At 62.1% G+C, this 21,220-nt stretch carries 17 protein-coding genes; 14 read left to right on the forward strand and 3 right to left on the reverse strand.

Features of this window, described 5'->3' with window-relative positions:
• Window positions 1-124: 124 nt before the first annotated feature.
• From ABTV29_RS16875 to tpx, 3 genes are all read right to left on the reverse strand, one after another.
• Complete coding sequence (locus ABTV29_RS16875; RefSeq protein WP_433765619.1) at window positions 125-3,220, reverse strand: MdtB/MuxB family multidrug efflux RND transporter permease subunit; 3,096 nt, start codon at window positions 3,218-3,220, stop codon at window positions 125-127.
• The gene (locus tag ABTV29_RS16880; RefSeq protein ID WP_433765621.1) at window positions 3,217-4,533 is read right to left on the reverse strand and encodes an MdtA/MuxA family multidrug efflux RND transporter periplasmic adaptor subunit; all 1,317 of its coding nucleotides are present in this window, start codon (window positions 4,531-4,533) and stop codon (window positions 3,217-3,219) included. The genes ABTV29_RS16875 and ABTV29_RS16880 overlap by 4 nt, the downstream gene beginning before the upstream one ends.
• A 191-nt stretch (window positions 4,534-4,724) precedes the next feature.
• On the reverse strand, window positions 4,725-5,225 hold the full coding sequence (tpx, locus tag ABTV29_RS16885) for a thiol peroxidase (protein WP_110962635.1): 501 nt from the start codon (window positions 5,223-5,225) through the stop codon (window positions 4,725-4,727).
• Window positions 5,226-5,582: 357 nt separating this feature from the next.
• On the opposite strand from tpx, the gene ABTV29_RS16890 reads away from it, so the two are divergent.
• From ABTV29_RS16890 to ABTV29_RS16955, 14 genes are all read left to right on the forward strand, one after another.
• Window positions 5,583-6,008, forward strand: a complete 426-nt coding sequence (locus ABTV29_RS16890; protein ID WP_433765623.1) for a YciI family protein — start codon at window positions 5,583-5,585, stop codon at window positions 6,006-6,008.
• Window positions 6,009-6,284: 276 nt separating this feature from the next.
• A complete protein-coding gene (locus ABTV29_RS16895; RefSeq protein ID WP_433765625.1) occupies window positions 6,285-7,076 on the forward strand; it encodes a hypothetical protein in 792 nt (263 codons plus the stop codon).
• Between the two features lie 10 nt (window positions 7,077-7,086).
• A complete protein-coding gene (locus tag ABTV29_RS16900; RefSeq protein ID WP_433765627.1) occupies window positions 7,087-7,266 on the forward strand; it encodes a hypothetical protein in 180 nt (59 codons plus the stop codon).
• A gap of 12 nt (window positions 7,267-7,278) precedes the next feature.
• Entirely contained in the window at window positions 7,279-8,226 is a 948-nt protein-coding gene (locus tag ABTV29_RS16905; protein WP_433765629.1) for a SphA family protein, read from the forward strand.
• Window positions 8,227-8,239: 13 nt separating this feature from the next.
• The gene (locus tag ABTV29_RS16910; protein WP_433765630.1) at window positions 8,240-9,283 is read left to right on the forward strand and encodes a hypothetical protein; all 1,044 of its coding nucleotides are present in this window, start codon (window positions 8,240-8,242) and stop codon (window positions 9,281-9,283) included.
• A 14-nt stretch (window positions 9,284-9,297) separates the two neighbouring features.
• Window positions 9,298-10,278 (forward strand): AAA family ATPase, encoded by a 981-nt coding sequence (locus ABTV29_RS16915; RefSeq protein ID WP_433765631.1) that lies wholly within the window; start codon window positions 9,298-9,300, stop codon window positions 10,276-10,278.
• Window positions 10,275-11,210 (forward strand): DUF58 domain-containing protein, encoded by a 936-nt coding sequence (locus tag ABTV29_RS16920; RefSeq protein WP_433765633.1) that lies wholly within the window; start codon window positions 10,275-10,277, stop codon window positions 11,208-11,210. Before ABTV29_RS16915 ends, ABTV29_RS16920 begins: the two co-directional genes overlap by 4 nt.
• Window positions 11,207-11,794: a DUF4381 domain-containing protein gene (locus tag ABTV29_RS16925; protein WP_433765634.1), complete on the forward strand. Its 588-nt coding sequence runs from the start codon at window positions 11,207-11,209 to the stop codon at window positions 11,792-11,794. The genes ABTV29_RS16920 and ABTV29_RS16925 overlap by 4 nt, the downstream gene beginning before the upstream one ends.
• Entirely contained in the window at window positions 11,781-12,773 is a 993-nt protein-coding gene (locus ABTV29_RS16930) for a vWA domain-containing protein (protein ID WP_433765636.1), read from the forward strand. Before ABTV29_RS16925 ends, ABTV29_RS16930 begins: the two co-directional genes overlap by 14 nt.
• Before the next feature lies 1 nt (window position 12,774).
• A complete protein-coding gene (locus tag ABTV29_RS16935) occupies window positions 12,775-14,355 on the forward strand; it encodes a VWA domain-containing protein (protein ID WP_433765638.1) in 1,581 nt (526 codons plus the stop codon).
• Window positions 14,352-15,767 carry a hypothetical protein gene (locus ABTV29_RS16940; RefSeq protein ID WP_433765639.1) on the forward strand — a complete coding sequence of 472 codons (1,416 nt, stop codon included), beginning with the start codon at window positions 14,352-14,354 and terminating at the stop codon, window positions 15,765-15,767. Before ABTV29_RS16935 ends, ABTV29_RS16940 begins: the two co-directional genes overlap by 4 nt.
• The gene (locus ABTV29_RS16945; protein WP_433765641.1) at window positions 15,764-16,789 is read left to right on the forward strand and encodes an HAD family hydrolase; all 1,026 of its coding nucleotides are present in this window, start codon (window positions 15,764-15,766) and stop codon (window positions 16,787-16,789) included. The genes ABTV29_RS16940 and ABTV29_RS16945 overlap by 4 nt, the downstream gene beginning before the upstream one ends.
• A gap of 73 nt (window positions 16,790-16,862) precedes the next feature.
• Window positions 16,863-18,440 (forward strand): arylsulfatase, encoded by a 1,578-nt coding sequence (locus ABTV29_RS16950; RefSeq protein ID WP_433765642.1) that lies wholly within the window; start codon window positions 16,863-16,865, stop codon window positions 18,438-18,440.
• A 196-nt stretch (window positions 18,441-18,636) separates the two neighbouring features.
• Complete coding sequence (locus ABTV29_RS16955) at window positions 18,637-21,150, forward strand: fused MFS/spermidine synthase (RefSeq protein WP_433765643.1); 2,514 nt, start codon at window positions 18,637-18,639, stop codon at window positions 21,148-21,150.
• Window positions 21,151-21,220: the final 70 nt, after the last annotated feature.

Consider the following 21,220-nt stretch of genomic DNA (forward strand, 5'->3'; position numbering starts at 1 on the left):
CTTGCATCAATCCCTGTGGGAGCGAGCTTGCTCGCGATGAGGCCCGCATATCCAACATGGAGGCTGGCTGATCCACCGCAATCGCGAGCAAGCTCGCTCCCACAAGGGCTTTGAATGCGCAGGATCACACCGCCACCTCTTCGTCTCGGGACTTGCCGAAGCGCCGACCCAGGCGGTCGAAATACAGGTAGATCACCGGCGTGGTGAACAGCGTCAGGATCTGGCTGAGCAACAGGCCCCCGACCATCACCAGACCCAGCGGCTGGCGCAGTTCCGCGCCAGACCCCGTGGCCAGCATCAGCGGCACCGCGCCGAACAAGGCAGCCAGGGTGGTCATCAGGATTGGCCGGAACCGCAGCAATGCCGCCTGGTAAATCGCGGTTTGCGGGTCCATGCCCTGATTGCGCTCTGCGTCGAGGGCGAAGTCGATCATCATGATCGCGTTCTTCTTCACGATACCGATCAGCAGGATGATGCCGATGATGGCGATCATCCCCAGGTCATTGCCGCTGAGGATCAACGCCAGCAAGGCGCCGACCGCCGCCGAGGGCAAGGTGGACAGGATGGTGATCGGGTGGATGTAGCTCTCGTACAAAACGCCCAGCACGATGTACATGGTCACCACCGCCGCCAGAATCAGCAGCAAGGTGCTCGACAGCGACGCCTGGAACGCCTCGGCGGCGCCCTGGAACTGGGTCTGCACGCCAATCGGCATGCCGATGTCCTTCTGCACCTGCTCGATGATCTGCACCGCGTGCCCCAGCGCCACGCCGGGAGCCAGGTTGAACGACATCATCACCGCCGGGAACTGGCCGATGTGAGTGATGGCCAGTTGTGCCTGACGCTCCTCGATATGGGCCAGGCTGGACAGGCGTACCTGACCGCCATCGGTGGTCTTGACGTGGATCTGGTCCAGCGCCTGCGGGCCGATCTTCTCGCCGGACTGCGATTGCAGCACCACGCGATACTGGCTGGCCTGGGTGTAGATCGTGGAAATCTGCCGCTGGCCGAAGGCGTCGTACAGGGCATCTGTGATATTCGACACCGACACGCCGACCCGTGACGCCGCATCGCGGTCAATCACCAGATAAACCTGCAAACCCTTGTCCTGCAGGTCGCTGGCGACGTCGGTCAGCTCCGGGCGCTCGGCCAGGGCTTCGACCAGACGTCCGCTCCACAGGCTGAGCAGCTCGGAGTCCGGCGAGGACATGCTGAACTGGTACTGCGTGCGGCTGACCCGGTCCTCGATGGTCAGGTCCTGCACCGGCTGCATGAACAGGCGGATCCCCACCAGTTTGTCCAGTTCCGGTTGCAGGCGGGCAATCACGCCGTTGGCGCTCAGGTCACGGTCACTGTGGGATTTGAGGTTGATCAGCAGCCGGCCGCTGTTGAGGGTCGAGTTGTCGCCGTCGACACCGATGTAGGACGACAGGCTCTCGACCGCCGGATCGGCCAGGATCACCTTGGCCAGTTCCTGCTGGCGCTCGCTCATCGCGGCAAAGGAAATCGATTGCGGCGCCTCGGAAATGCCCTGGATCACCCCGGTGTCCTGCACCGGGAAAAAGCCCTTGGGCACGACCATGTACAGGAACACGGTCAAGGCCAGGGTGCCGATGGCGACCAGCAGGGTCAGCGGCTGGTGCTTGAGCACCCACTGCAATTTGCGGCCGTAGGCGGCAATCATCCAGTCGATGAAGGCGCCGCTGGCGCGGTAGAAGCGGCCCTGTTCGTCTTCCTTGGGTTCGCGCTTGAGCAGCCGCGCGCACATCATTGGCGTCAGGGTCAGGGACACCACCAGGGAAATCAGGATCGCCACCGCCAGGGTGATCGCGAACTCGCGGAACAACCGACCGACCACATCGGCCATGAACAGCAGCGGAATCAATACCGCGATCAGCGACAGGGTCAGGGAAATCAGGGTGAAGCCGATCTGCTTGGCGCCCTTGAGCGCCGCATTCAGCGGGCTGTCGCCCTCTTCGATAAAACGGGAAATGTTCTCCAGCATCACAATCGCATCGTCCACCACGAAACCGGTGGCGATGGTCAGGGCCATCAGGGTCAGGTTGTTGACCGAGAAACCGGCGAGGTACATCACGCCGAAGGTCCCGATCAGCGACAGCGGCACGGCCACCGACGGAATGATCGTGGCACTGGCCCGACGCAGGAACAGGAAGGTGACCATCACCACCAGGGCGATGGCGATCAGCAATTCGTGCTGCACATCCTTGACCGAGGCGCGGATGGTCTGGGTGCGGTCGGTCAGCACGACCACGTCGAGGCCGGCCGGCAGGTTGTCGGTGATGCTTGGCAGCAAGGCCTTGATCCGGTCCACCACCTCGATGACGTTGGCACCCGGCTGGCGCTGAATGTTCAGCAACACCGCCTGGTTTTCGTTGGCCCAGGCCGCCAGGCGTTCGTTTTCCGCGCCATCGGCGATCTCTGCCACGTCCTTGAGGCGCAACGGCGCGCCGTTGGCATAGGCCAGGATCAGGTTGGCGTAGTCCTGGGGCGAGGTCAGCTGATCGTTGGCATCGAGCATCGACACCCGGGTCGGGCCGTCAAAGTTGCCCTTGGGCTGGTTGACGTTGGAGGCACCGATCAGGGTGCGCACGTCCGACAGGTTCAGGCCGTTGGCAGCCAGGGCCTCGGGATTGACCTTGATCCGCACCGCCTGGCGCTGGCCGCCGGCAATGCTGACCATGCCGACGCCGCTGATCTGGGCGATTTTCTGCGCCATGCGGGTGTCGACCAGATCGTTGAGCTTGGGCAGCAACATGGTCTTGGAGGTGATGGCCAGGGTCAGCACCGGGGTATCGGCCGGGTTGACCTTGTTGTACACCGGCGGTGCCGGCAGGTCCTTGGGCAACAGGTTGGTGGCGGCGTTGATCGCGGCCTGCACCTGCTGCTCGGCGACATCCATGTTGATGTCGAGGCTGAACCGCAGCGTCAGCACCGAGGCGCCGCCGGAGCTGGTCGAGGCCATCTGGGTCAGGCCGGGCATCTGCCCGAACTGCCGTTCGAGCGGCGCGGTCACGGCGCTGGTCATGACGTCGGGGCTGGCGCCCGGATATAGGGTCATGACGCGAATGGTCGGGTAGTCGACCTGGGGCAATGCCGAAACCGGCAACAGGCGATAGGCGATCACACCGGCCAGCACAATGGCCAGCATGCTCAGGGTGGTCGCTACCGGGCGAAGGATGAACAGCCGCGAGAGATTCATGCGCCGCCCTTTTTCGCCTTGTCGGCAGGCGCCGGTTCAGCGGTGTTGGCTGCCGACTTGCCTTGCAGGTGGCCAGCCGGGCTCGTCGGCACCTGTTGCGGATCGTTGACCACTTCGACATCGCTGCCGTCTTTCAGGCGATCGGTGCCTTCGAGCACCACGCGATCACCGGCGACCAGGCCTTCGGTGACGACGGTGTTCTGACCGTCACTGGCGCCGATTTTCAACTGGCGGATCTTGACCTTCTTGTCGCCGTCCAGGGCATAGACGAATGTGCCATTGGTACCGAACTGGATCGCCGCGGAAGGCGCCAGGATCACATCTTTCAGGGTGTCGGCCAGCAGGCGCACATTGACGAACTGGTTGGGGAACAGGGACTGGTCGCGGTTTTCGTAGCGCGCCTTGAACTTCAGCGTACCGGTGGTGACGTCGATCTGGTTGTCCAGGCTCTGCAACACACCGGTGGCTTGCAGCTTGGTGTCACCGCGATCCCAGGCCTCCGCCGGCAACTTCGCGCCGCTGCGATAACGGGCGAGCACGGTGTCGAGGCTGTTTTCCGGGAGCGTGAAGGCCACGCTGATCGGTTGGGTCTGGGTAATGATCGCCAGCGCCGTAGTGTCGTTGGCCGCCACCAGGTTGCCGACGTCCAGCTGACGCAGGCCGACGCGTCCGGCGATAGGCGCACGGATCCTGGTGAATTCGAGATTGAGCTTGGCGTCGTTGACCGCCGCCTGATTGGTCTTGACCGTGCCCTGGAATTGGCCGACCAGCGCGACGGCGGTGTCCAGGGTCTGTTTGGCGATGCTGTCTTCCTTGTACAGGCCGGTATAACGCTCGACATCCACCTGGGCGTTTTTCAGCTGCGCCTGATTCTGCAGCAAGGTGCCTTCCGCCTGGAGCAAGGCGTTCTGGTACGGGCGCGGGTCGATTTCAGCCAGCAGGTCGCCGGCCTTGACCATCTGCCCTTCCTCGAAATAGATCTTGACCAGTTCGCCGCCGACGCGGCTGCGCACATTGATGGTGTTCAGCGCGGTGACGGTGCCCAGCGCCTTGTAATACAGAGGGAAATCACCCTTGACCGCCGGTGCCACACGCACCGGAACCGGGCCGGTGGCGCCGCCGAACCCCGGACGCATCCCGCCTGACCTGCCGGTATGCCCCGCTACGGCCTTGGGCTGTGCCGCCTCTTTCGGCGCAGCGCCACCGGGCCAGAATTTCCAGCAAAGGGCGGCGATGACCAACAGGACTAGCAGGCCAAACAGCCAGCGACGGGGACTACGGGAAGCGGAGGATTGCATTGGGAGATCAACCATTGGGCGCGTGGGCTTCTGTTACATAAGGCTGAACGATAAGCACTGATGACTTGTAAGCAAAGCGCCTTTACCGGCAATTTACCTTCGGCTTACGTAACAGGAAATTTGTGTAAGACACTGAAGCACAAATGAAAACGGCCTGGACAGGGCCAGGCCGTTAACAATTGTAATGCACTGTTACATCAGAACACTTATTTCAGAACGGCAAGCGCTGCTTCGTAGTTCGGCTCTTCAGCGATTTCCTTGACCAGTTCGCTGTGCAGCACGTTGTCGTTCTCGTCCAGAACAACCACGGCACGCGCGGTCAGGCCCTTGAGCGGGCCGTCGGCGATGGCCACGCCGTAGTTCTGGATGAACTCGGCACCGCGCAGGGTCGACAGGTTCTGCACGTTTTCCAGGCCTTCGGCGCCGCAGAAACGGGCCTGGGCGAATGGCAGGTCGGCGGAAATGCAAAGCACCACGGTGTTGGCGATGTCATTGGCCTGGGCGTTGAACTTGCGTACCGAAGTGGCGCAGGTCGGGGTGTCGATGCTTGGGAAAATGTTCAGCACTTTGCGCTTGCCGGCAAAGTCTTTCAGGGTGACGTCGGACAGATTGCCGGCAACCAGGGAAAAGGCTGGCGCCTTGGAACCGGCTTGTGGCAACTGGCCGTTGACTTGAACCGGGTTGCCTTTGAGAGTCACTTGAGCCATGAACGGAGTCCTTCTGAACGTTGTTGTGGAGAATGGTGAAGAGGCCGAAGTTAACCACGAAATTGATCGGCGACCTACTGCGAATACAAAACATGCAATCCCCCCCGATCCCTTGTGGGAACAAGACCTGTGGGAGCGAGCTTGCTCGCGATAGCGGTCTCACATTCAACGAATCAGGTGACTGCCAGTCCGCCATCGCGAGCAAGCTCGCTCCCACAAAGGATCCGATCGATATACAGCGTACCCCCCTCCTCCGCCGCCGCCCCGTGTTCATGACGAAAGGTGCGCATCGTTGTCGATTCGGCCGATGCCCGTTCGACTATAAGTGAGTCATCCAAATCCAACGGAGAACACACCATGCGATTCATGATCATCATCAAAGCCAGCCAGGACTCCGAAGCCGGCATCATGCCCAGTACCGAACTGCTGACCGCCATGGGCAATTACAACGAAGAACTGGCCAAGGCCGGTGTCCTTTTAGCCGGCGAAGGCCTGCACCCCAGCAGCAAAGGCGCCCGCGTGCGCTTCAGCGGTGACAAACGCACGGTCATCGACGGCCCCTTCGCCGAAACCAAGGAACTGATTGCCGGCTACTGGCTGTGGCAGGTGAAATCGAAGGAAGAAGCCATCGAATGGGTCAAACGCTGCCCCAACCCGATGCCGGGTACGGAGCCAGAGATCGAGATTCGGCAGGTGTTCGAGATGGAGGATTTCGGCGCTGAACTCACACCGGAACTGCGGGAGCAGGAAGAGCGCGCCTTTGGGCGCGGGGAAAAGTGCTGAGTAGTGCATTAAACAATCATCAGTCAGGCGATATCTCTTTCAAATACACAGCAGATATCGCCTTCAACCCGATGATCCGCATTAACTTTTTAGTACACAAAAAAATCAAAAAACTTGTACAAAAAACCAAAGAGTTAACACTTTCAACTGGCTAACCCCCATTTAGCTGCTAGCGTCAACAGACGTGTCCTACAGGCTTGAAAGCAAAAAGACTACGTCGTAACGGCCGTGTAAGTGCCGAGGCGTCCTGATGAGCCACCAGGGAATTGGGCAATCATGTTCGACAAAATGGGGATGCACGCTTGTCTTCTGGGGATGTCGCTAGCGCCTTTGTTGTGCGCCCACGCCGACAATGCCGAGACCGCCAACAAGAGCAACAACCCGTTGAACCTCGCGCCGGGGATGAACCTGCAGGATTACTACACCCCGAAATACTACGACTCCAATATCCATACCAATGACCTGCTGGTGCGCGGCACGTTGCCGATTGCGCCCAATGACTTCATTGGCGTGCCGCAGCTGTTGCGCGCCACCGCGCCGATCAGTACGCGCCCCGATCCGCACGGCGGCTACAGCACCGGCGAGGGCGACCTGAACCTGTTCGATATCTTCCTGCTCAAGACCGAAGGCGTGCAGTTGGGCATTGGCCCGATGATCACCGCGCCCTTCGCGGATCAGGACGAATTGGGCACCGGCAAATGGCAGGCAGGCCTGGCCGCCGTGGCTATCGACTCCTCCCCTCGCGGCCTGCTGGGCGCACTGGTGCAGTACCAGAGTTCATTCGCTGGCGATCACGACCGCCCGCACGTCGAAACCGCCACGATGCAGCCCTTCATCATTCATAACCTGGAAAAAGGCTGGTACCTGCGCTCCACCGGTATCTGGACCTACGACCTGAAGAACCACACCCACTACATCCCACTCGGTTTGGGTGGCGGCAAAGTCTGGAAATCCGGGTCCAATATCCTGAACGCCTTCATCGAACCGCAATGGACTGTCGACCACAAAGGCCCTGGCGTCCCCCAATTCACCCTGTTCGCCGGGCTCAATGTCACGTTTGAAAAGTGAGGACAACGCCATGCACATCGCCATTCGCGCAGCCGGCTTCAGCCTGATGACCATGTTCGTCAGCTGTGGGGTCGGTGCTCAGGATCTGTATACCCACCCCGCTGGCGTGACCATGCAGACAACTCCCCAGGTCAGCAGCGGCCAATGGATAAAGCCGATGCCGGCGCCCGTGAACCAACAAAATCAATAAGCGGAGCCCGCGATGGTCAGGCCATTTGCAATACATTCCTTGTTGGCCTTGTGCGTGGTCGGTGCCAGTCCGCTGGTGCTGGGGGCTGAAGGCGGCGGCGGTCGGCCAATGACCGGCCTGCAGGTATTCTCCAATGCCGGGATCGTGCCACCGGAACCGGGTTGGGTGATGTCGTTGAGCAGTTTCTGGTACGACGGCGAGCTCAAGGGCAATGCACAAGTGCCGATCGTGGGCGCCCTGAGTACCGGCCTGGACCTGAAGGTTTCCTACACCATGGCCAACTTCACCCATGTCTGGGATACCGGCAAGGCCAGCTGGAACTACGCCTCGGCCATCGGCGTACCGGTGCAATACACCGACATTACCGCGAGCATCACCGGCCCGCGTGGCAGGACCCTGGGTACCGAGGATAAAGCCACACAGTTTGCCGACATGCTGATCACGCCCATTGCCGCCGGCTACCACTTCGACGAGGTCAACCACCTGTCGCTGTCGCTGCCGATCTACGTGCCGACCGGTGCCTATAACGATGATCGCCTGGCCAACGCCGGGCAGAACACTTACACCTTCATGCCCACCGTGGCCTTCACCCACCTCGACGGCAAGGGCGGTGAGTTCACTGTGTCCGGGGGGCTGGAGTTCTACACCGAGAACGACGCCACCGATTACAAGAACGGCGACCTCTTCACCCTAGACGCGCTCTGGACCCACGGCTTCGGCAACGGCTGGAACGCCGGTGTGGCCGCCGGTTACATCCAGCAGCTCACCGATGACACCGGGTCGGGCGCCAACAGCGGCTTTCGCGGGCGCTCGGTGGGTGCCGGGCCGACCTTTGGCTGGCAGGGCAAGTTCGCCGACGCCCAGGCCAATTTCAACGCGCGCTGGATCCCGGAGTTCGACACCAAGAACCGCCCCGAAGGCAACGGTTTCAGCCTCAACCTGACCCTGGCGTTTTTCTAGGAGGTAGCCAGGGATGGCCATCAGTACCCGACTTACCCTGTGTAGCGTCCTGTTCAGCGGCCTGGCCAGTGCCAGCGGCGACTTGCCGGCCCTCGGCAACACGCCGAAACCGTCTGCAGCCAAGGGCGACCCCGAAACCTGCCATCGCCTGCAACAGAACTTCGACATCGACCTCAAGGAAGTGGTCAAGGCCGGCTGCGATCCGTCCACCGAACAAATCTCAAAACTGATGGATAACCCGGTGGGCAACCTGGTGCTGTTGTTCAACCAGTTCGACTACACCGCGCTCAAGGGCCCGAACAGCAACGGCACGCGCATGCTGGGCAAGTACAGCTTCATGCCGACCTTCCCGATCTCCCTCGGTGAAGACTGGAACCTGATCAACCGTCTGCCCATCAGCTACGTCAGCGCTCCGGTCAATCACCGGGCCGGCAACCTGATCGGCATGGGCCCTAACGAGATCCTCAGCGATCGCAGCGACTTCATCTCGGTGGTCCAGGACCCGTTCGACCGCACCAGCGGTTTCGGCGACCTGGCATACGTCGGCGTGTTCTCTCCAAAGGAGCCGATTCGTTTCGCTGGCGGCGGCAAGATGGTCTGGGGCTTCGGCCCGACCGCGATGTTCCCCACCGCCGAAGAAGACGTGCTGGGCACCGGCAAGTATTCCTTGGGCCCGGCGTTCGTCGCCGCCTACCTGGGCGAAGACTGGACGTTGGGTCTGTTCCCGCAACACTGGTGGTCGGTGGGCGGCGACAGCAAGCGCAAGGACGTGAGCCTGACCAACATTCAGTACTTCATCCAGCGCAGCATTCCTGGCCCCGAACAATGGCGCATCGGCATGACGCCCAACGTCACAGTCAACTGGAAGGCTGAAGGCGGCAACAAGGTGACCTTCCCCATCGGCCTCGGTGCCGGAAGGATCTTCAATTTCGGCAAGTTGCCGGTGCGGATTTCCGGGGAGATCCAGTATTCGGCGATTCATCCGGACGACCTGATCAGCAGTCGCTGGAATTTTCGTCTTTCCTTCATTCCGGTCATTCCGACCTTCATGTTTTGAGCGAGGAACCGTCCATGACCGTACTCAACGACCTCAACGCCCTGCAAGCCAGCATCGCCGAAGCGGTGTTGGGCCAGGATCAGGTGATCCGGCAAATCCTCCTTGGCCTGCTGGCCAACGGGCACTTGCTGCTGGAGAGCCTGCCCGGGCTGGCCAAGACCCGTACGGTCAAGGCGCTCTCCAAACACCTGGACGCGAAGATGAGCCGCATCCAGTTCACCCCCGACCTGTTGCCTTCGGACATTACCGGCGCCGAGGTGCTGCATCAGGTCGATGGCAAGAACGAGATCCGTTTCCAGCCGGGCCCCTTGTTCGGCAACCTGATCCTGGCCGACGAGATCAACCGCGCCCCGGCCAAGGTCCAGGCTGCGTTGCTCGAAGCGATGGAGGAACGGCAGATCACCGTGGCCGGCAACAGTCATGGGCTGCCGGATCTGTTCATCGTGATCGCCACCCAGAACCCCATCGAACAGGAAGGCACCTACCCGCTGCCTGAAGCGCAGATGGACCGTTTCCTGATGAAAGTGCTGCTCGATTACCCCAGCGCCGAGAACGAAAGCCAGGTACTGCGCCTGCTGCGTGAGGAAGAGCAGGCATTGGGTGCGAAAACCGCTGCGGTACAGGGTTTTGCACTGGCCCAGGACGTGATCTTCGCAGCGCGTCGCGAGGTCAGCGCAGTCCAGGTGTCCCCTGCTATCGACCGCTACCTGATCGATCTGATCAACGCCACGCGCCACCCCGCCGACTACGACGTCGACCTCGGCCGCTGGATCAACATCGGCGCCAGCCCCCGCGGCGGTATCGGCCTGGACCGTTGCGCCCGTGCCGATGCGTGGTTGCAGGGGCAGGACTTCGTCTCGCCGGACAACGTGCGCGCCGTGGTGCACCCGGTGCTGCGCCATCGCCTGCAATTGAGTTACGACGCGGTCGCCGATGGCGTAACGGCTGATCAGGTGCTCGACCGTTTGCTCGACAAAGTGGCGATTCCGGCATGAACATTGACGGTCTGGTCTACGTCTCTCTGGCGCAATTGATGGCGCTGGAGTTCAAGGCCCGTGACCTGAGTTTTCTCGCCCGCCAGCCCCAGGGCAGCATTCTCGCCGGCAACCATGCCTCGCGCCTGCGCGGCCGTGGCTTGAACTTCGATGAATTGCGCCGCTACCAACCCGGCGACGATTTGCGCCACCTCGACTGGCGCGCATCGCTGCGCACCGGCAAACCGGTGGTACGCACCTTCACCGAAGAGCGTGACCGCCCGGCGCTGATCCTGGTCGACCAGCGCATGAGCATGTTTTTCGGTTCGCAGCGCAGTTTCAAATCCGCCCTCGCCGCCGAACTCGGCGCGCTGGCGGCATGGATGGTGTTCAACGCCGGCGACCGGGTGGGCGGGCTGGTGTTCAATGACCAGCGCATCGACAGCGTCGCGCCGCTACGCAGCCGCAAACGGATCGAAGCGCTGTGCAGCCGAATCGTCCAGCAAAACCAGGAACTGAATGCCGCCAACCCCGACGCCGAAGGCGAGGATCAGCTCGATAAAGTGCTGCAACAGTGCCTGGCGCTGGCGGGACATGACCACCTGATCTGCATCGTCAGCGACTTTGCCGGCGCAGGCGAACGCACCTTGCAGTTGATGCGACAACTGGCGACCCACAACGATGTGATCGCCATGCAGGTCTATGACCCGCTGGCACTTAACCTGCCAAAAAACGGCCGCCTGTTGATCACCCAGGGCCAGTTGCAGGTGGAACTGGCGGTGGAGCGCAAACAGGTGCACCAGCCATTGGGCGATTTTCTCGGCGGGCGGCTCAAGGACGTGGCCACCCTGCTGCGACGCAGTCAGGTGCCGTTGATGATGTTCAGCACCGCCATCGACGCCCAGGAACAACTGCGCGCCGAACTGGGCAAGCTCGGGGGGCGGACGCGATGAATCCAAACGTACCGAGCATCGAGCAACTCAAGGAAATCGCCCTGCCGGCGCCGGTCAGTTATGCGCCGCAGACCTGGGGATGGTGGGCACTGCTGGGTTTGCTGGTGCTGAGCGCTCTGGCCATTGGTGCCCGGCGTTACTGGCAGTGGCGGCGTGATCGTTATCGGCGTGAGGCGCTGGTGCGGCTGGCGCAGTTGCAAAAGCGCAGTGATGACTTGAATGCGCTACGCGAGCTGCCAGAACTGCTCAAGCGAGTCGCCATATCTCTCCCGCCCCTACACCGTCCATGTAGGAGCTGCCGAAGGCTGCGATCTTTTGGCGACCTTGAACGCGCTGGAGAGCAAGATCAAAAGATCGCAGCCTTCGGCAGCTCCTACAGGGGACCTGCTGCGCTGCACAAAGAGGACTGGCAAGCCTTTTTGCAGCAACACATCAAGCAACCCCTCCCCTCCGACTTCACCCGGCAACTGGCACTCCTGGCCTACGCCCCCGACGCCACCCTGCGCGCCCTGCCCGCCGAACAACGCCAGCACCTGTTCGACACCTGCAAACTCTGGGTGGAGAAGCATCATGTGGCAGCTTGAGTATCCCTGGCTGTTAGTGCTGCTGCCCCTGCCGTGGTTCGGTTATCGCTACCTGCCCGATTACCGCGAGGCGCGCAGTGCAGTGCGGGTGCCGTTTTTCGCCGCGATGAGCCGTGCGGTCGGCCAGGCACCAAGCCAGGCCGGCACTCGCAGCAATCGCTGGCAGTTGTCGTTGAACCTGTTGGTGTGGGCCTTGTTGCTGCTGGCGACGGCCCGGCCGGTGTACGTGGAGAAACCCATCGAGCGCCAGCAACCGGTGCGCGACCTGATGCTGGCCATCGACCTGTCCCAGTCCATGGAAACCACCGATTTCACCGACGCCAGCGGCCAGAAAATCAATCGCCTGGCGGCGGTCAAGGAAGTGGTGCACGGCTTTATCGACAAGCGCAAGGAAGATCGCCTCGGCCTGATCGTGTTCGGCAGCGGCGCCTATCCGCAGGCGCCGTTGACCCTCGATCACGCCAGTCTGTCGCTGTTGCTGGACGACACCGGCATCGGTATGGCCGGGCCCAATACCGCCATTGGCGACGCCATCGGTTTGAGCCTGAAGCTGCTGGACCAGGCCCATGAACCGGAAAAGGTCGTGATCCTGCTCACCGACGGCAATGACACCAGCAGCGCCATCACCCCGGACCACGCGGCGCAGATGGCCGCCGCCAAAGGGGTGGTGATTCATACCATCGGCATCGGCGATCCGCAGGCTTCCGGTGAAGCCAGGGTCAACCTGGACAGCCTGCAGCAAATTGCCGAAGCCACCGGTGGCAAGTTCTTCCGCGCCGAAGACCGCAATGCGCTGAACGATGTCTACAGCACCCTCGACACACTGACCCCGCATCAGGTGAAAACCCTCAGTCACCAACCGAAAAAGGATCTGTTCTGGTGGCCCCTGGGGGCGGCGATTTTGCTGCTGGCGCTCTATCACCTGTTCGGCTGGCTACGCCCTCGGCTTGCCATTGCCCGCCAGCGGCAGGAGGCCTGAGATGGAGATCAATCTCAGCGATTTCCATTTCCTGCGACCGCTGTGGCTGTTGCTGCTGCCCTTCGCCACCTTGCTGCCACTTCTATGGCGTCGCAGTCGTGACCTGCAACGGCGCTTGCGCGGCAACATCGCCGAACATCTGCTGCCCCATCTACTGATCACCCCACAGGACCGCCAATGGCTGCGCCCGGTGCATCTGGCCAGCGCGTTGCTGGTACTTAGTGCGCTGGCTGCTGCGGGTCCGACCTGGGAGCAGGATCGACCGGACTTTCTGGAAAACCGTGCGCCATTGATCATCGCCATGGACCTGTCGCCGTCGATGGACGCCACCGATGTCCAGCCGACACGCCTGGAAGCGGCCAAGCACAAGATCCATGACCTGATCCAGCGCCGCGCCGGCGCGCGCAATGCCCTGATCGCCTACGCCGGCAGTGCGCATCTGGTGTTGCCAGCCACCGACGACCCGGCGTTGCTCGATACCTTTATCCAGGCCCTGGGTACCAACCTGATCGACAAACCCGGGAAGAATGTCGGCGCGGTCATCGAGCAGGCCAAGCGCCTGCTGGCCGCGGAAAAATCCCCCGGTACCCTGTTGCTGCTCACCGACGGCGCGGACACTTCGGCGCTGGCCGGTCTCGATAAACAACTGGACGACAGTGACCTGCAAGTGTTGATCCTGGCCGTCGGTAACGAGAATGGCGGGATCATCCGCGACGCCAGCGGGCAGCCGCGTACCGACAGCAACGGCCGACCGGAACTGGGCAGCTTCGATCAGGCCGCGCTCAAACAGTTGGCATCAACGCTGGACGCGCCGCTGGGCAGCCTGACGCTCAACGATGACGATCTGGATTGGGTCGATCTGCACGCCCAGCAGCATTTCCAGAGCGCCAGTGACGAGCAGCGCGAATTGCACTGGAAGGACGCGGGTTACTGGCTGTGCTGGCCGCTGCTGCTGATCGCCTTCTTCAGTGTGCGCAAGGGCTGGAGCATTAACTGGATGCCCGCTGTGCTGCTGGTGGTCGGCCTGGGCCTGCAACCGGCCCCGGCACAGGCCAATGCGCTGGTCGATGCCTTTTTCACCCCGGACCAGCAAGGGCGCTGGGCCTTTGAGCACGAGCATTTCCCGCAGGCCGCCGCGCATTTTGTCGACCCCTACTGGAAAGGTATCGCCGCCTACAACGCCGCCGATTTCGACTTGGCCCTGGCCAGCTTCGCGCGCCTGCAAACGCCCCAGGCGTATTTCTATCTGGGCAACATCTACGTGCGGCGCTTCAAGTTCGACGAAGCCATTGCCGCCTACACCCAGGCGCTGAAGTTGCAGCCACAATTCCCCGAAGCCACGGCCAACCTGGCCTTGGCCATTGCCTTGCAGAAAGACACCGAAAGCGCGGAGAAGAACGCCCCCGAGACCAAGCCCGACGAAATCAAAATGGACAAGGCACCGGGCAAGGGCCAAAGCAAATCCCTGGTCACCCAGCAGGCGGCGTCGGATGAGCAGTGGTTGCAGAACCTGAGCACTTCGCCGGCGAAATTCCTCAAGCAGAAGTTCAGCTTGCAGGATCGGGTGGGGGCCAAACCATGATCAGGCTGATAGACCGAGTCGCGGCCATCGCGAGCAGGCTCGCTCCCACAAAAAGCTTGAAGTGTACACAGGACCACTGTAGGAGCGAGCCTGCTCGCGATAGCGCCAGTACATTCACCACAATATTGCTGCTTTGCCTGTTCAGCACGGCAACCCTCGCCGCCGAACCCGAACTGCGAGTCCAGGCCCGCCTGCAACCCACCGCCCCCCTGGTCGGCAGCCTGGTCGAACTGCAACTCGACATCCTCACCGACACCTGGTTCACCGACGCCCCCACCCTGCCCGACCTGAAACTCTCGGGCGCGCTGGTGATGCCTCCGGACGGCCATGCCGAACACCTGAACCAGACCTTCGACGGCAAGTCCTTCAACGGCATGCGTTTGCGTTACCTGATCACGCCAAACGTGGCGCAGGACTTCGACATCCCGGCACTGACGGTCCGCGCCACACCGGGCCAGGCCACCACCGAGCTGAGCGCACAAAGCCAGCCGCTGCATTTCAGCGCAACGCTACCGCCGGGCTTCAAACCCGGCGAGCCGGTACTGGTGGCACAGGCGCTGCGTTTCACCCAGACCATCGTCAAGCCCGATACGCCGTTGAAAGTCGGCGATAGCCTCACCCGGCAATTGACCCTGCAAGCCGACGGCGCCCTGGCCATGTCGCTGCCGACGCCGGTATTGGGCGATGTCAGCGGCCTGAGTCGCTATCCGAAAAACCCGCAGGTCAGCACCCTGGACGACGGTCGCGGCAACTTCACCGGCGGCCAGCGCATCGACAGCGTGACCTATCGGATCGACCACCAAGGCCACTACAGCCTGCCGCCCATCGAAGTGAAATGGTGGGATGCCGGCACCGGACAAACCGGCACCACCCAGGTGCCCGCGGTGGAGTTCGAGGCCGCGGCCAATAGCGCTTTCAAGCCGGTGTTTTCCATCGCCGAAGACCTGAAAAAACTCGGCCGGCAACAACGCCTGCACCTGTCGGGATCGGTACTCGGCACGCTCGCGCTATTGCTTGGCGTAGGGCTGCTGGCCTGGTTTGCCCGACCATTTATCCAGCGCGCGCATCTGGGCTGGCAGGCCCGGCGCCGTGCTCGCCATGCGGCCTGGCTAGAGTCTGCCGACTACGCCTGGCGGCAGATCCCGCCACAGCTGGACGGCAAGCCGCCGCAGCTGAGCGCCCTCTACCTCTGGACCCGCCGCACCGGCAAAGGCCTGAAGCTGACCGGCCTCGGCCCGCGTCTGCAAGCTCTACTACGCGCCTTTTACGGCCGTGAGCCGACCAACGGTCAGGCATTGCAACAACTCAAGGATTCCTTGGCTACGCTGCATAGTCAGGCCGAACACAACAGGGAATCAGTCGCTCCTGCATTGCGCCCACTGAACCCTGTTCATGAGAGGGATGTTCCATGATGAAGGCGATATCAGTACGCCAGCTTCACGTATCCAGGTTCCTGCTGACGCTGGTCCTGAGCCTGCCATTGCTGGTCCAGGCTGCCGAGCCCCTGCCGTCCTGGAACGACGGGCCATCGAAAAAGAGCATCATCGAATTCGTCCAGGCCGTGACCGATCAGGGCAGCAAGGATTTCGTCAGGCCCGAGGAGCGCATCGCCGTGTTCGACAACGACGGCACGCTGTGGAGCGAGCAGCCGATGTACTTCGAGTTCCTGTTCGCCCTCGACGAAGTCAAGCGCACAGCGGCGCAACACCCGGAATGGCAAACCACCCAACCGTTCAAGGCGGTGCTGGAAAACGACCACCAGGCCCTGGCAGCGAGCGGCATGGACGGCCTGATGAAAATTTTCGCCGCCACCCACACCGGCATGACCACCGAAGCTTTCGACGACTACGCCAAGACCTGGCTGAGCCAGGCCCGCCACCCGAAAACCGGCAAGCCCTACACCGAAATGATCTTCCAGCCGATGCTGGAAATGCTCGACTACCTGCGCAGCCAGGACTTCAAGACCTACATCGTCTCCGGCGGCGAAACCGGCTTCATGCGTGCGTTCGCCGAGAAGGTCTATGGCGTTCCGCCCGAACAGGTGATCGGCACCACCTTTGTCACCACCTTCGATTACAAGGATGGCAAGGCCTCGATCCTGCGTACGCCGAAACTGGCCCACAACGATGACGGCCCGGGCAAACCGGTCAGCATCGAAACCGTGATCGGGCGGCGGCCGATTCTCGCATTCGGCAACTCCGACGGTGACCTGCAAATGCTCCAGTGGACCGCCGCAGGGACCGGCAAACGCTTCATGGGGCTGGTGCATCACACCGACGCCAAACGTGAATGGGCCTATGACCGCGAATCGAAGGTCGGTCGATTGGACAAGGCCCTGGACGAAGCGAACAAACGTGGCTGGACCGTCGTGGACATGGCTGCCGAATGGCGCCGGATCTACCCCTTCGATGCCATAACCGGGCAAGTGCAGTAAGCAAGCGTAAGGCAGGACCGCAATAAACGGTTGTCGCAACACGCGACGCAAGCGAGCAAAAGGAGCAAGTCCTATGACTGGCATACGCAAATGGTTACCGAAGGCGGCCCTGCTGGCGGCTTCGGTCATGGCGTTCTCGGCGACAGCCGGGGCCGCCGATAAGCCCAACATCCTTGTCATCTTCGGCGATGACATTGGCCAGACCAACATCAGTGCCTATTCCATGGGCGTGGTCGGCTACAAGACCCCCAACATCGACCGCATCGCCAAAGAAGGCATGATGTTCACCGACTATTACGCGGAGAACAGTTGCACGGCCGGGCGCTCGACCTTCATTACCGGCCAGTCCGCATTGCGCACAGGCCTGTCCAAAGTGGGCATGCCCGGCGTGCCGGTGGGCTTGCAGGCCCGGGACGTGACCATTGCCCAGGCGCTCAAGGCCAAGGGCTACGCAACGGGTCAGTTCGGTAAAAACCATTTGGGGGACAAGGACGAGTACCTGCCTACCAACCACGGCTTTGACGAGTTCTTCGGCAACCTCTACCACCTCAACGCCGAAGAGGAGCCGGAACGCCCCTACTGGCCCAAGGATGATGCCGAGTTCGTCAAGGCGGCCTCTCCCCGTGGCGTGATCCACAGCTTCGCCGATGGCAAGATCGAAGACACCGGCGCGCTGACCAAAAAACGCATGGAAACCATCGACGACGAAACCACGGCAGCCGCCCAGGCGTTCATCGAGAAACAGGCCAAGGCGGACAAACCGTTCTTCGTCTGGATGAACACCACCCGCATGCATGCCTTCACTCACGTGCGCGAATCCATGCAGGGCCAGAGCGGCATGCCCGGCAACGAGTATGCCGACGGCATGCTTGAGCATGACGGCGACGTCGGCAAGCTGCTCAAGACGCTGGATGACCTGAAGATCACCGACAACACCATCGTGGTCTACACCACCGACAACGGCCCGAACCAATGGTCATGGCCAGATGCGGCGACCACCCCGTTCCGCAACGAGAAAAACTCCAACTGGGAAGGTGCCTATCGGGTACCGGCGATGATTCGCTGGCCGGGCCACGTCAAGCCAGGCGAAGTGTCGACCCAGATGTTCTCCGGACTGGACTGGTTCCCGACCTTGCTGGCGGCTGTCGGCGATACCGACATCAAGGACCGCCTGCTCAAGGGCGCGGACGTTGGCGGGAAGAACTTCAAGGTGCACCTGGACGGTTACAACCAGTTGGATTATCTGACCGGCAAGACCGACAAGAGTGCGCGTAACGAGTTCTTCTACTTCAACGACGATGGCGTGCTGGTGAGCATGCGTTACAACGACTGGAAGTTCGTCTTCTGCGAGCAACGTGCGCCGGGGGGCTTCAAGGTCTGGAGCGAACCGTTCACCTGCCTGCGCGTGCCGAAGATTTTCAACTTGCGCATGGACCCCTACGAACGTGCCGACGTTGTATCTGACCAATACTTTGACTGGCTGGCGAAGAACGACTATCTGATCTTCCAGGGCATCTCGAAGTCCGCAGCCTTCCTGCAAACCTTTGTCGATTACCCGCCTAGCCAACGCCCGGCGAGCTTCAGCATCGACCAGGTACAAGAGGCTGTTGACAAGAAAATCGAAGAAAAAATGAAAGCTGGAGCCAAGTAAGACCGCTGGACCGCCGCTCGCCGTGATTGGCGAGCGGCCTTATTTTTCACTGGAGACCGCATTAACTTCATTCGCGAGCAGGCTCGCTCCCACAGGGATTTTCCGCGCAACAAAGATCTACTGTGGGAGCGAGCCTGCTCGCGATGGGGTCGGTGCAGCCACCTATGTTTTTTGAACCGGAACAAGGCAATCGGCAATGTCCTCACGCGTCGCCAGCAAGTCGTCGGCCATACCCACCACCCACGCCACCTCCCCGGCGTTGCTGATCCCCACCCTGTTGCTGTTCGTCTCCGGCGCCGCGGCGCTGGTGTATCAGGTGTTGTGGATCAAGCAGCTGTCACTGGTGGTGGGTGTCGAGGTGTACGCGATCACCACCGGGATCAGCGCATTTTTTGCAGGCCTGGCCCTGGGCGGCCTGTGGTTGGGCCGCTGGGCCGACCGCCTGCAACAACCGGTGCTGTTGTATGCCGCACTGGAAGTGCTGGTGGCCCTGCTCGGTGTCGGCGCGACCTTCGCCATGAGCCTGGCGGCCAGTCCCTTTGCCTGGCTGGAAGAACAGGTGGGCCTGCTGGCCTGGATCCTGCCGTTTGCGCTGGTGGGCATTCCCGCCTTGTTGATGGGCGGGACCCTGCCGGTGCTGGTTCGCTCACTGGCCAGCGATCCGCAGCAGCTGGGCAAGGCCGGTGGTCAGTTGTATGCCGCGAACACCGCCGGGGCCATTGCCGGGACCCTGCTCGCCGCGTTCCTGTTGATCGCCACTTTAGGCGTGCGTGGCAGTGCGCTGTTTGCGGCGATGCTCAACCTGCTGGCCGCCGCCGGGGCCCTGTGGTACCAGCGCCAGCGTTCGTTTTCCAGCGCGGCGTCGGTCAAACACCACGCGGAAAAGGCGCCGGATCGCCTGGCGCTGTGGTTGTATGCGATTGCCGGCGGCGTGGCCCTGGGTTACGAGGTGGTCTGGTCGCAATCGATCGTGCAGTTCATGAGTACCCGTACCTATGCCTTCGCGGTGGTGCTGGCGTCCTACCTGACCGGGCTGTTTCTCGGTAGCGCCCTGCTCGCCCGCCGGGTCGATCGCCTGCGCGATCCCTGGGGCGTGTTCGGTTTGCTGATTGCCGGTGCCGGGCTGATCGCGCTGCTGGAAATCGCCTTGCTCGGGCGCTGGCTGGTGCTCGCGCAAAGCGTCTTCGAAGCCTGGGTGCTGTCGCTTGGTGGCAGTGAGTTGCTGGGTATGAGCGCGCGCTTTGCGGTGGCCGCCCTGTGCATCGTGTTCGTGCCGACCCTGCTGCTCGGCGCGGCGTTTCCCGTGGCCCTGCGCCTGAGCGTCGGCCGCGAGCACGTGGGACGCAATGTCGGCGAAGTGGTGGCGTTCAACACCCTGGGCGGGATCATCGGCGTGATGCTTTGCGGGTTTGTTTTGATCCCGCTGCTGGGGCTGGTGCGGACCCTTGGTTTGCTGGCGATCATCGCTGCGGCCATTGGCTACCTTGCCGTGCGCAAGGGTCATGGGGTCAAGAAAGGCCGGCGCCAGGCCGTGGTCGCCATCGGCCTGGTGGCGCTGGTTGCCGCGGTTTTTACCCCGACGGGCAAGCTGGCCAGCCTGTTGCCCGGCGCGCGTAACGGCTCGATCACCTTCTATGAAGAAGGACGTGGCGGCACCGTCGCCGTGGTGAGCCAGGGCAAGGGGGCGAAGACATTCCAGCGTTTGTACATCCAGGGTGTTTCGAATACCGGCGACGCCATGCCATCCCTGCGCTACATGCGGATTCAGGCACTGCTGCCGCTGTTGATCCATAACGGCGAGCCACGTTCGGCGCTGGTGATCGGCTTCGGCACCGGCATCACCGCCGGCGCCCTGACCCGCTATCCGGGCCTGGAGCATCGCGTCGTCGCCGAACTGCTGCCATCGGTGGTCAAGGCCGCGCCATTGTTCAAGGGCAACTTCAATGCCGCTGCCGAGCCTGGCGTCGAGGTGCGCCTGCGCGACGGTCGCCAGGAGTTGCTGCGCAATCCCCAGCGCTATGACCTGATCACCCTCGAACCGCCACCGCCCTCGGCGGCCGGGGTGGTCAACCTGTATTCCCGGGATTTCTACCAACTGGCTGCCAGTCGCCTGCAAAAACAGGGTCTGGTCGCCCAGTGGCTGCCTCTGCCGACGCAGAACATCGACGATTCGCGATCGCTGGTGCGCAGCTTCCTCGACGTGTTCCCCTACGCCACCCTCTGGACCAGCGAGTTCCACGAGATGCTGCTGGTGGGTTCGCTGGAACCGATCGAACTGGACGCCACGAAGATCGGCGCACGGTTCCAGCAGGAAAGCGTACGCAGCACCTTGCAGGATGTCGGCATCGGTTCGGCGCCGGCCCTGCTCGCCACCTGGGTGACGGATCGCGCCGGCCTGGAACGCTTTGCCGCCGATGCGCCAGCGGTGACCGACGATCAACCTCGCATCGAATACGCGCCATGGGTGCGATCCGGGGAGATCACCCGGGTACTGCCCGCTTTGCTGGATCTGCACACCGAGCCGCCGCTGCACAATGCCGACGCCGGTTTCAATGAACGCATGGACACCCATCGGCAACGCCTGATGCAGTTCTATCGCGCGAGCCTGCATGCCTATGACGGCGACCGCGACGCCTGGGCCCGGGATATACGCGAGGTGATGCGCGGGGATGGGGGCAATCCGTATTACCGCTGGTTTGTCGGGGAGTAAATGTTATTTGTAGGAGCGAGCATGCTCGCGATGGACTCATGAACACCGCGGGGTGTCAGGTTTCCCGCAT

The sequence above is a fragment of the Pseudomonas putida genome (assembly GCF_050989985.1).
Classification (GTDB): domain Bacteria; phylum Pseudomonadota; class Gammaproteobacteria; order Pseudomonadales; family Pseudomonadaceae; genus Aquipseudomonas; species Aquipseudomonas putida_AI.

What these genes read in the sequence shown, in the direction of transcription:
- ABTV29_RS16930 (WP_433765636.1), top strand. Translation starts at nt 11,781, where the DNA reads ATGTGGCAGCTTGAGTATCCCTGGCTGTTAGTGCTGCTGCCCCTGCCG.
- ABTV29_RS16875 (WP_433765619.1), bottom strand. Translation starts at nt 3,220, where the DNA reads ATGAATCTCTCGCGGCTGTTCATCCTTCGCCCGGTAGCGACCACCCTG.
- ABTV29_RS16925 (WP_433765634.1), top strand. Translation starts at nt 11,207, where the DNA reads ATGAATCCAAACGTACCGAGCATCGAGCAACTCAAGGAAATCGCCCTG.
- ABTV29_RS16945 (WP_433765641.1), top strand. Translation starts at nt 15,764, where the DNA reads ATGATGAAGGCGATATCAGTACGCCAGCTTCACGTATCCAGGTTCCTG.
- ABTV29_RS16890 (WP_433765623.1), top strand. Translation starts at nt 5,583, where the DNA reads ATGCGATTCATGATCATCATCAAAGCCAGCCAGGACTCCGAAGCCGGC.
- ABTV29_RS16950 (WP_433765642.1), top strand. Translation starts at nt 16,863, where the DNA reads ATGACTGGCATACGCAAATGGTTACCGAAGGCGGCCCTGCTGGCGGCT.
- ABTV29_RS16910 (WP_433765630.1), top strand. Translation starts at nt 8,240, where the DNA reads ATGGCCATCAGTACCCGACTTACCCTGTGTAGCGTCCTGTTCAGCGGC.
- tpx (WP_110962635.1), bottom strand. Translation starts at nt 5,225, where the DNA reads ATGGCTCAAGTGACTCTCAAAGGCAACCCGGTTCAAGTCAACGGCCAG.
- ABTV29_RS16895 (WP_433765625.1), top strand. Translation starts at nt 6,285, where the DNA reads ATGTTCGACAAAATGGGGATGCACGCTTGTCTTCTGGGGATGTCGCTA.
- ABTV29_RS16935 (WP_433765638.1), top strand. Translation starts at nt 12,775, where the DNA reads ATGGAGATCAATCTCAGCGATTTCCATTTCCTGCGACCGCTGTGGCTG.
- ABTV29_RS16955 (WP_433765643.1), top strand. Translation starts at nt 18,637, where the DNA reads ATGTCCTCACGCGTCGCCAGCAAGTCGTCGGCCATACCCACCACCCAC.
- ABTV29_RS16880 (WP_433765621.1), bottom strand. Translation starts at nt 4,533, where the DNA reads ATGGTTGATCTCCCAATGCAATCCTCCGCTTCCCGTAGTCCCCGTCGC.
- ABTV29_RS16900 (WP_433765627.1), top strand. Translation starts at nt 7,087, where the DNA reads ATGCACATCGCCATTCGCGCAGCCGGCTTCAGCCTGATGACCATGTTC.
- ABTV29_RS16940 (WP_433765639.1), top strand. Translation starts at nt 14,352, where the DNA reads ATGATCAGGCTGATAGACCGAGTCGCGGCCATCGCGAGCAGGCTCGCT.
- ABTV29_RS16915 (WP_433765631.1), top strand. Translation starts at nt 9,298, where the DNA reads ATGACCGTACTCAACGACCTCAACGCCCTGCAAGCCAGCATCGCCGAA.
- ABTV29_RS16920 (WP_433765633.1), top strand. Translation starts at nt 10,275, where the DNA reads ATGAACATTGACGGTCTGGTCTACGTCTCTCTGGCGCAATTGATGGCG.
- ABTV29_RS16905 (WP_433765629.1), top strand. Translation starts at nt 7,279, where the DNA reads ATGGTCAGGCCATTTGCAATACATTCCTTGTTGGCCTTGTGCGTGGTC.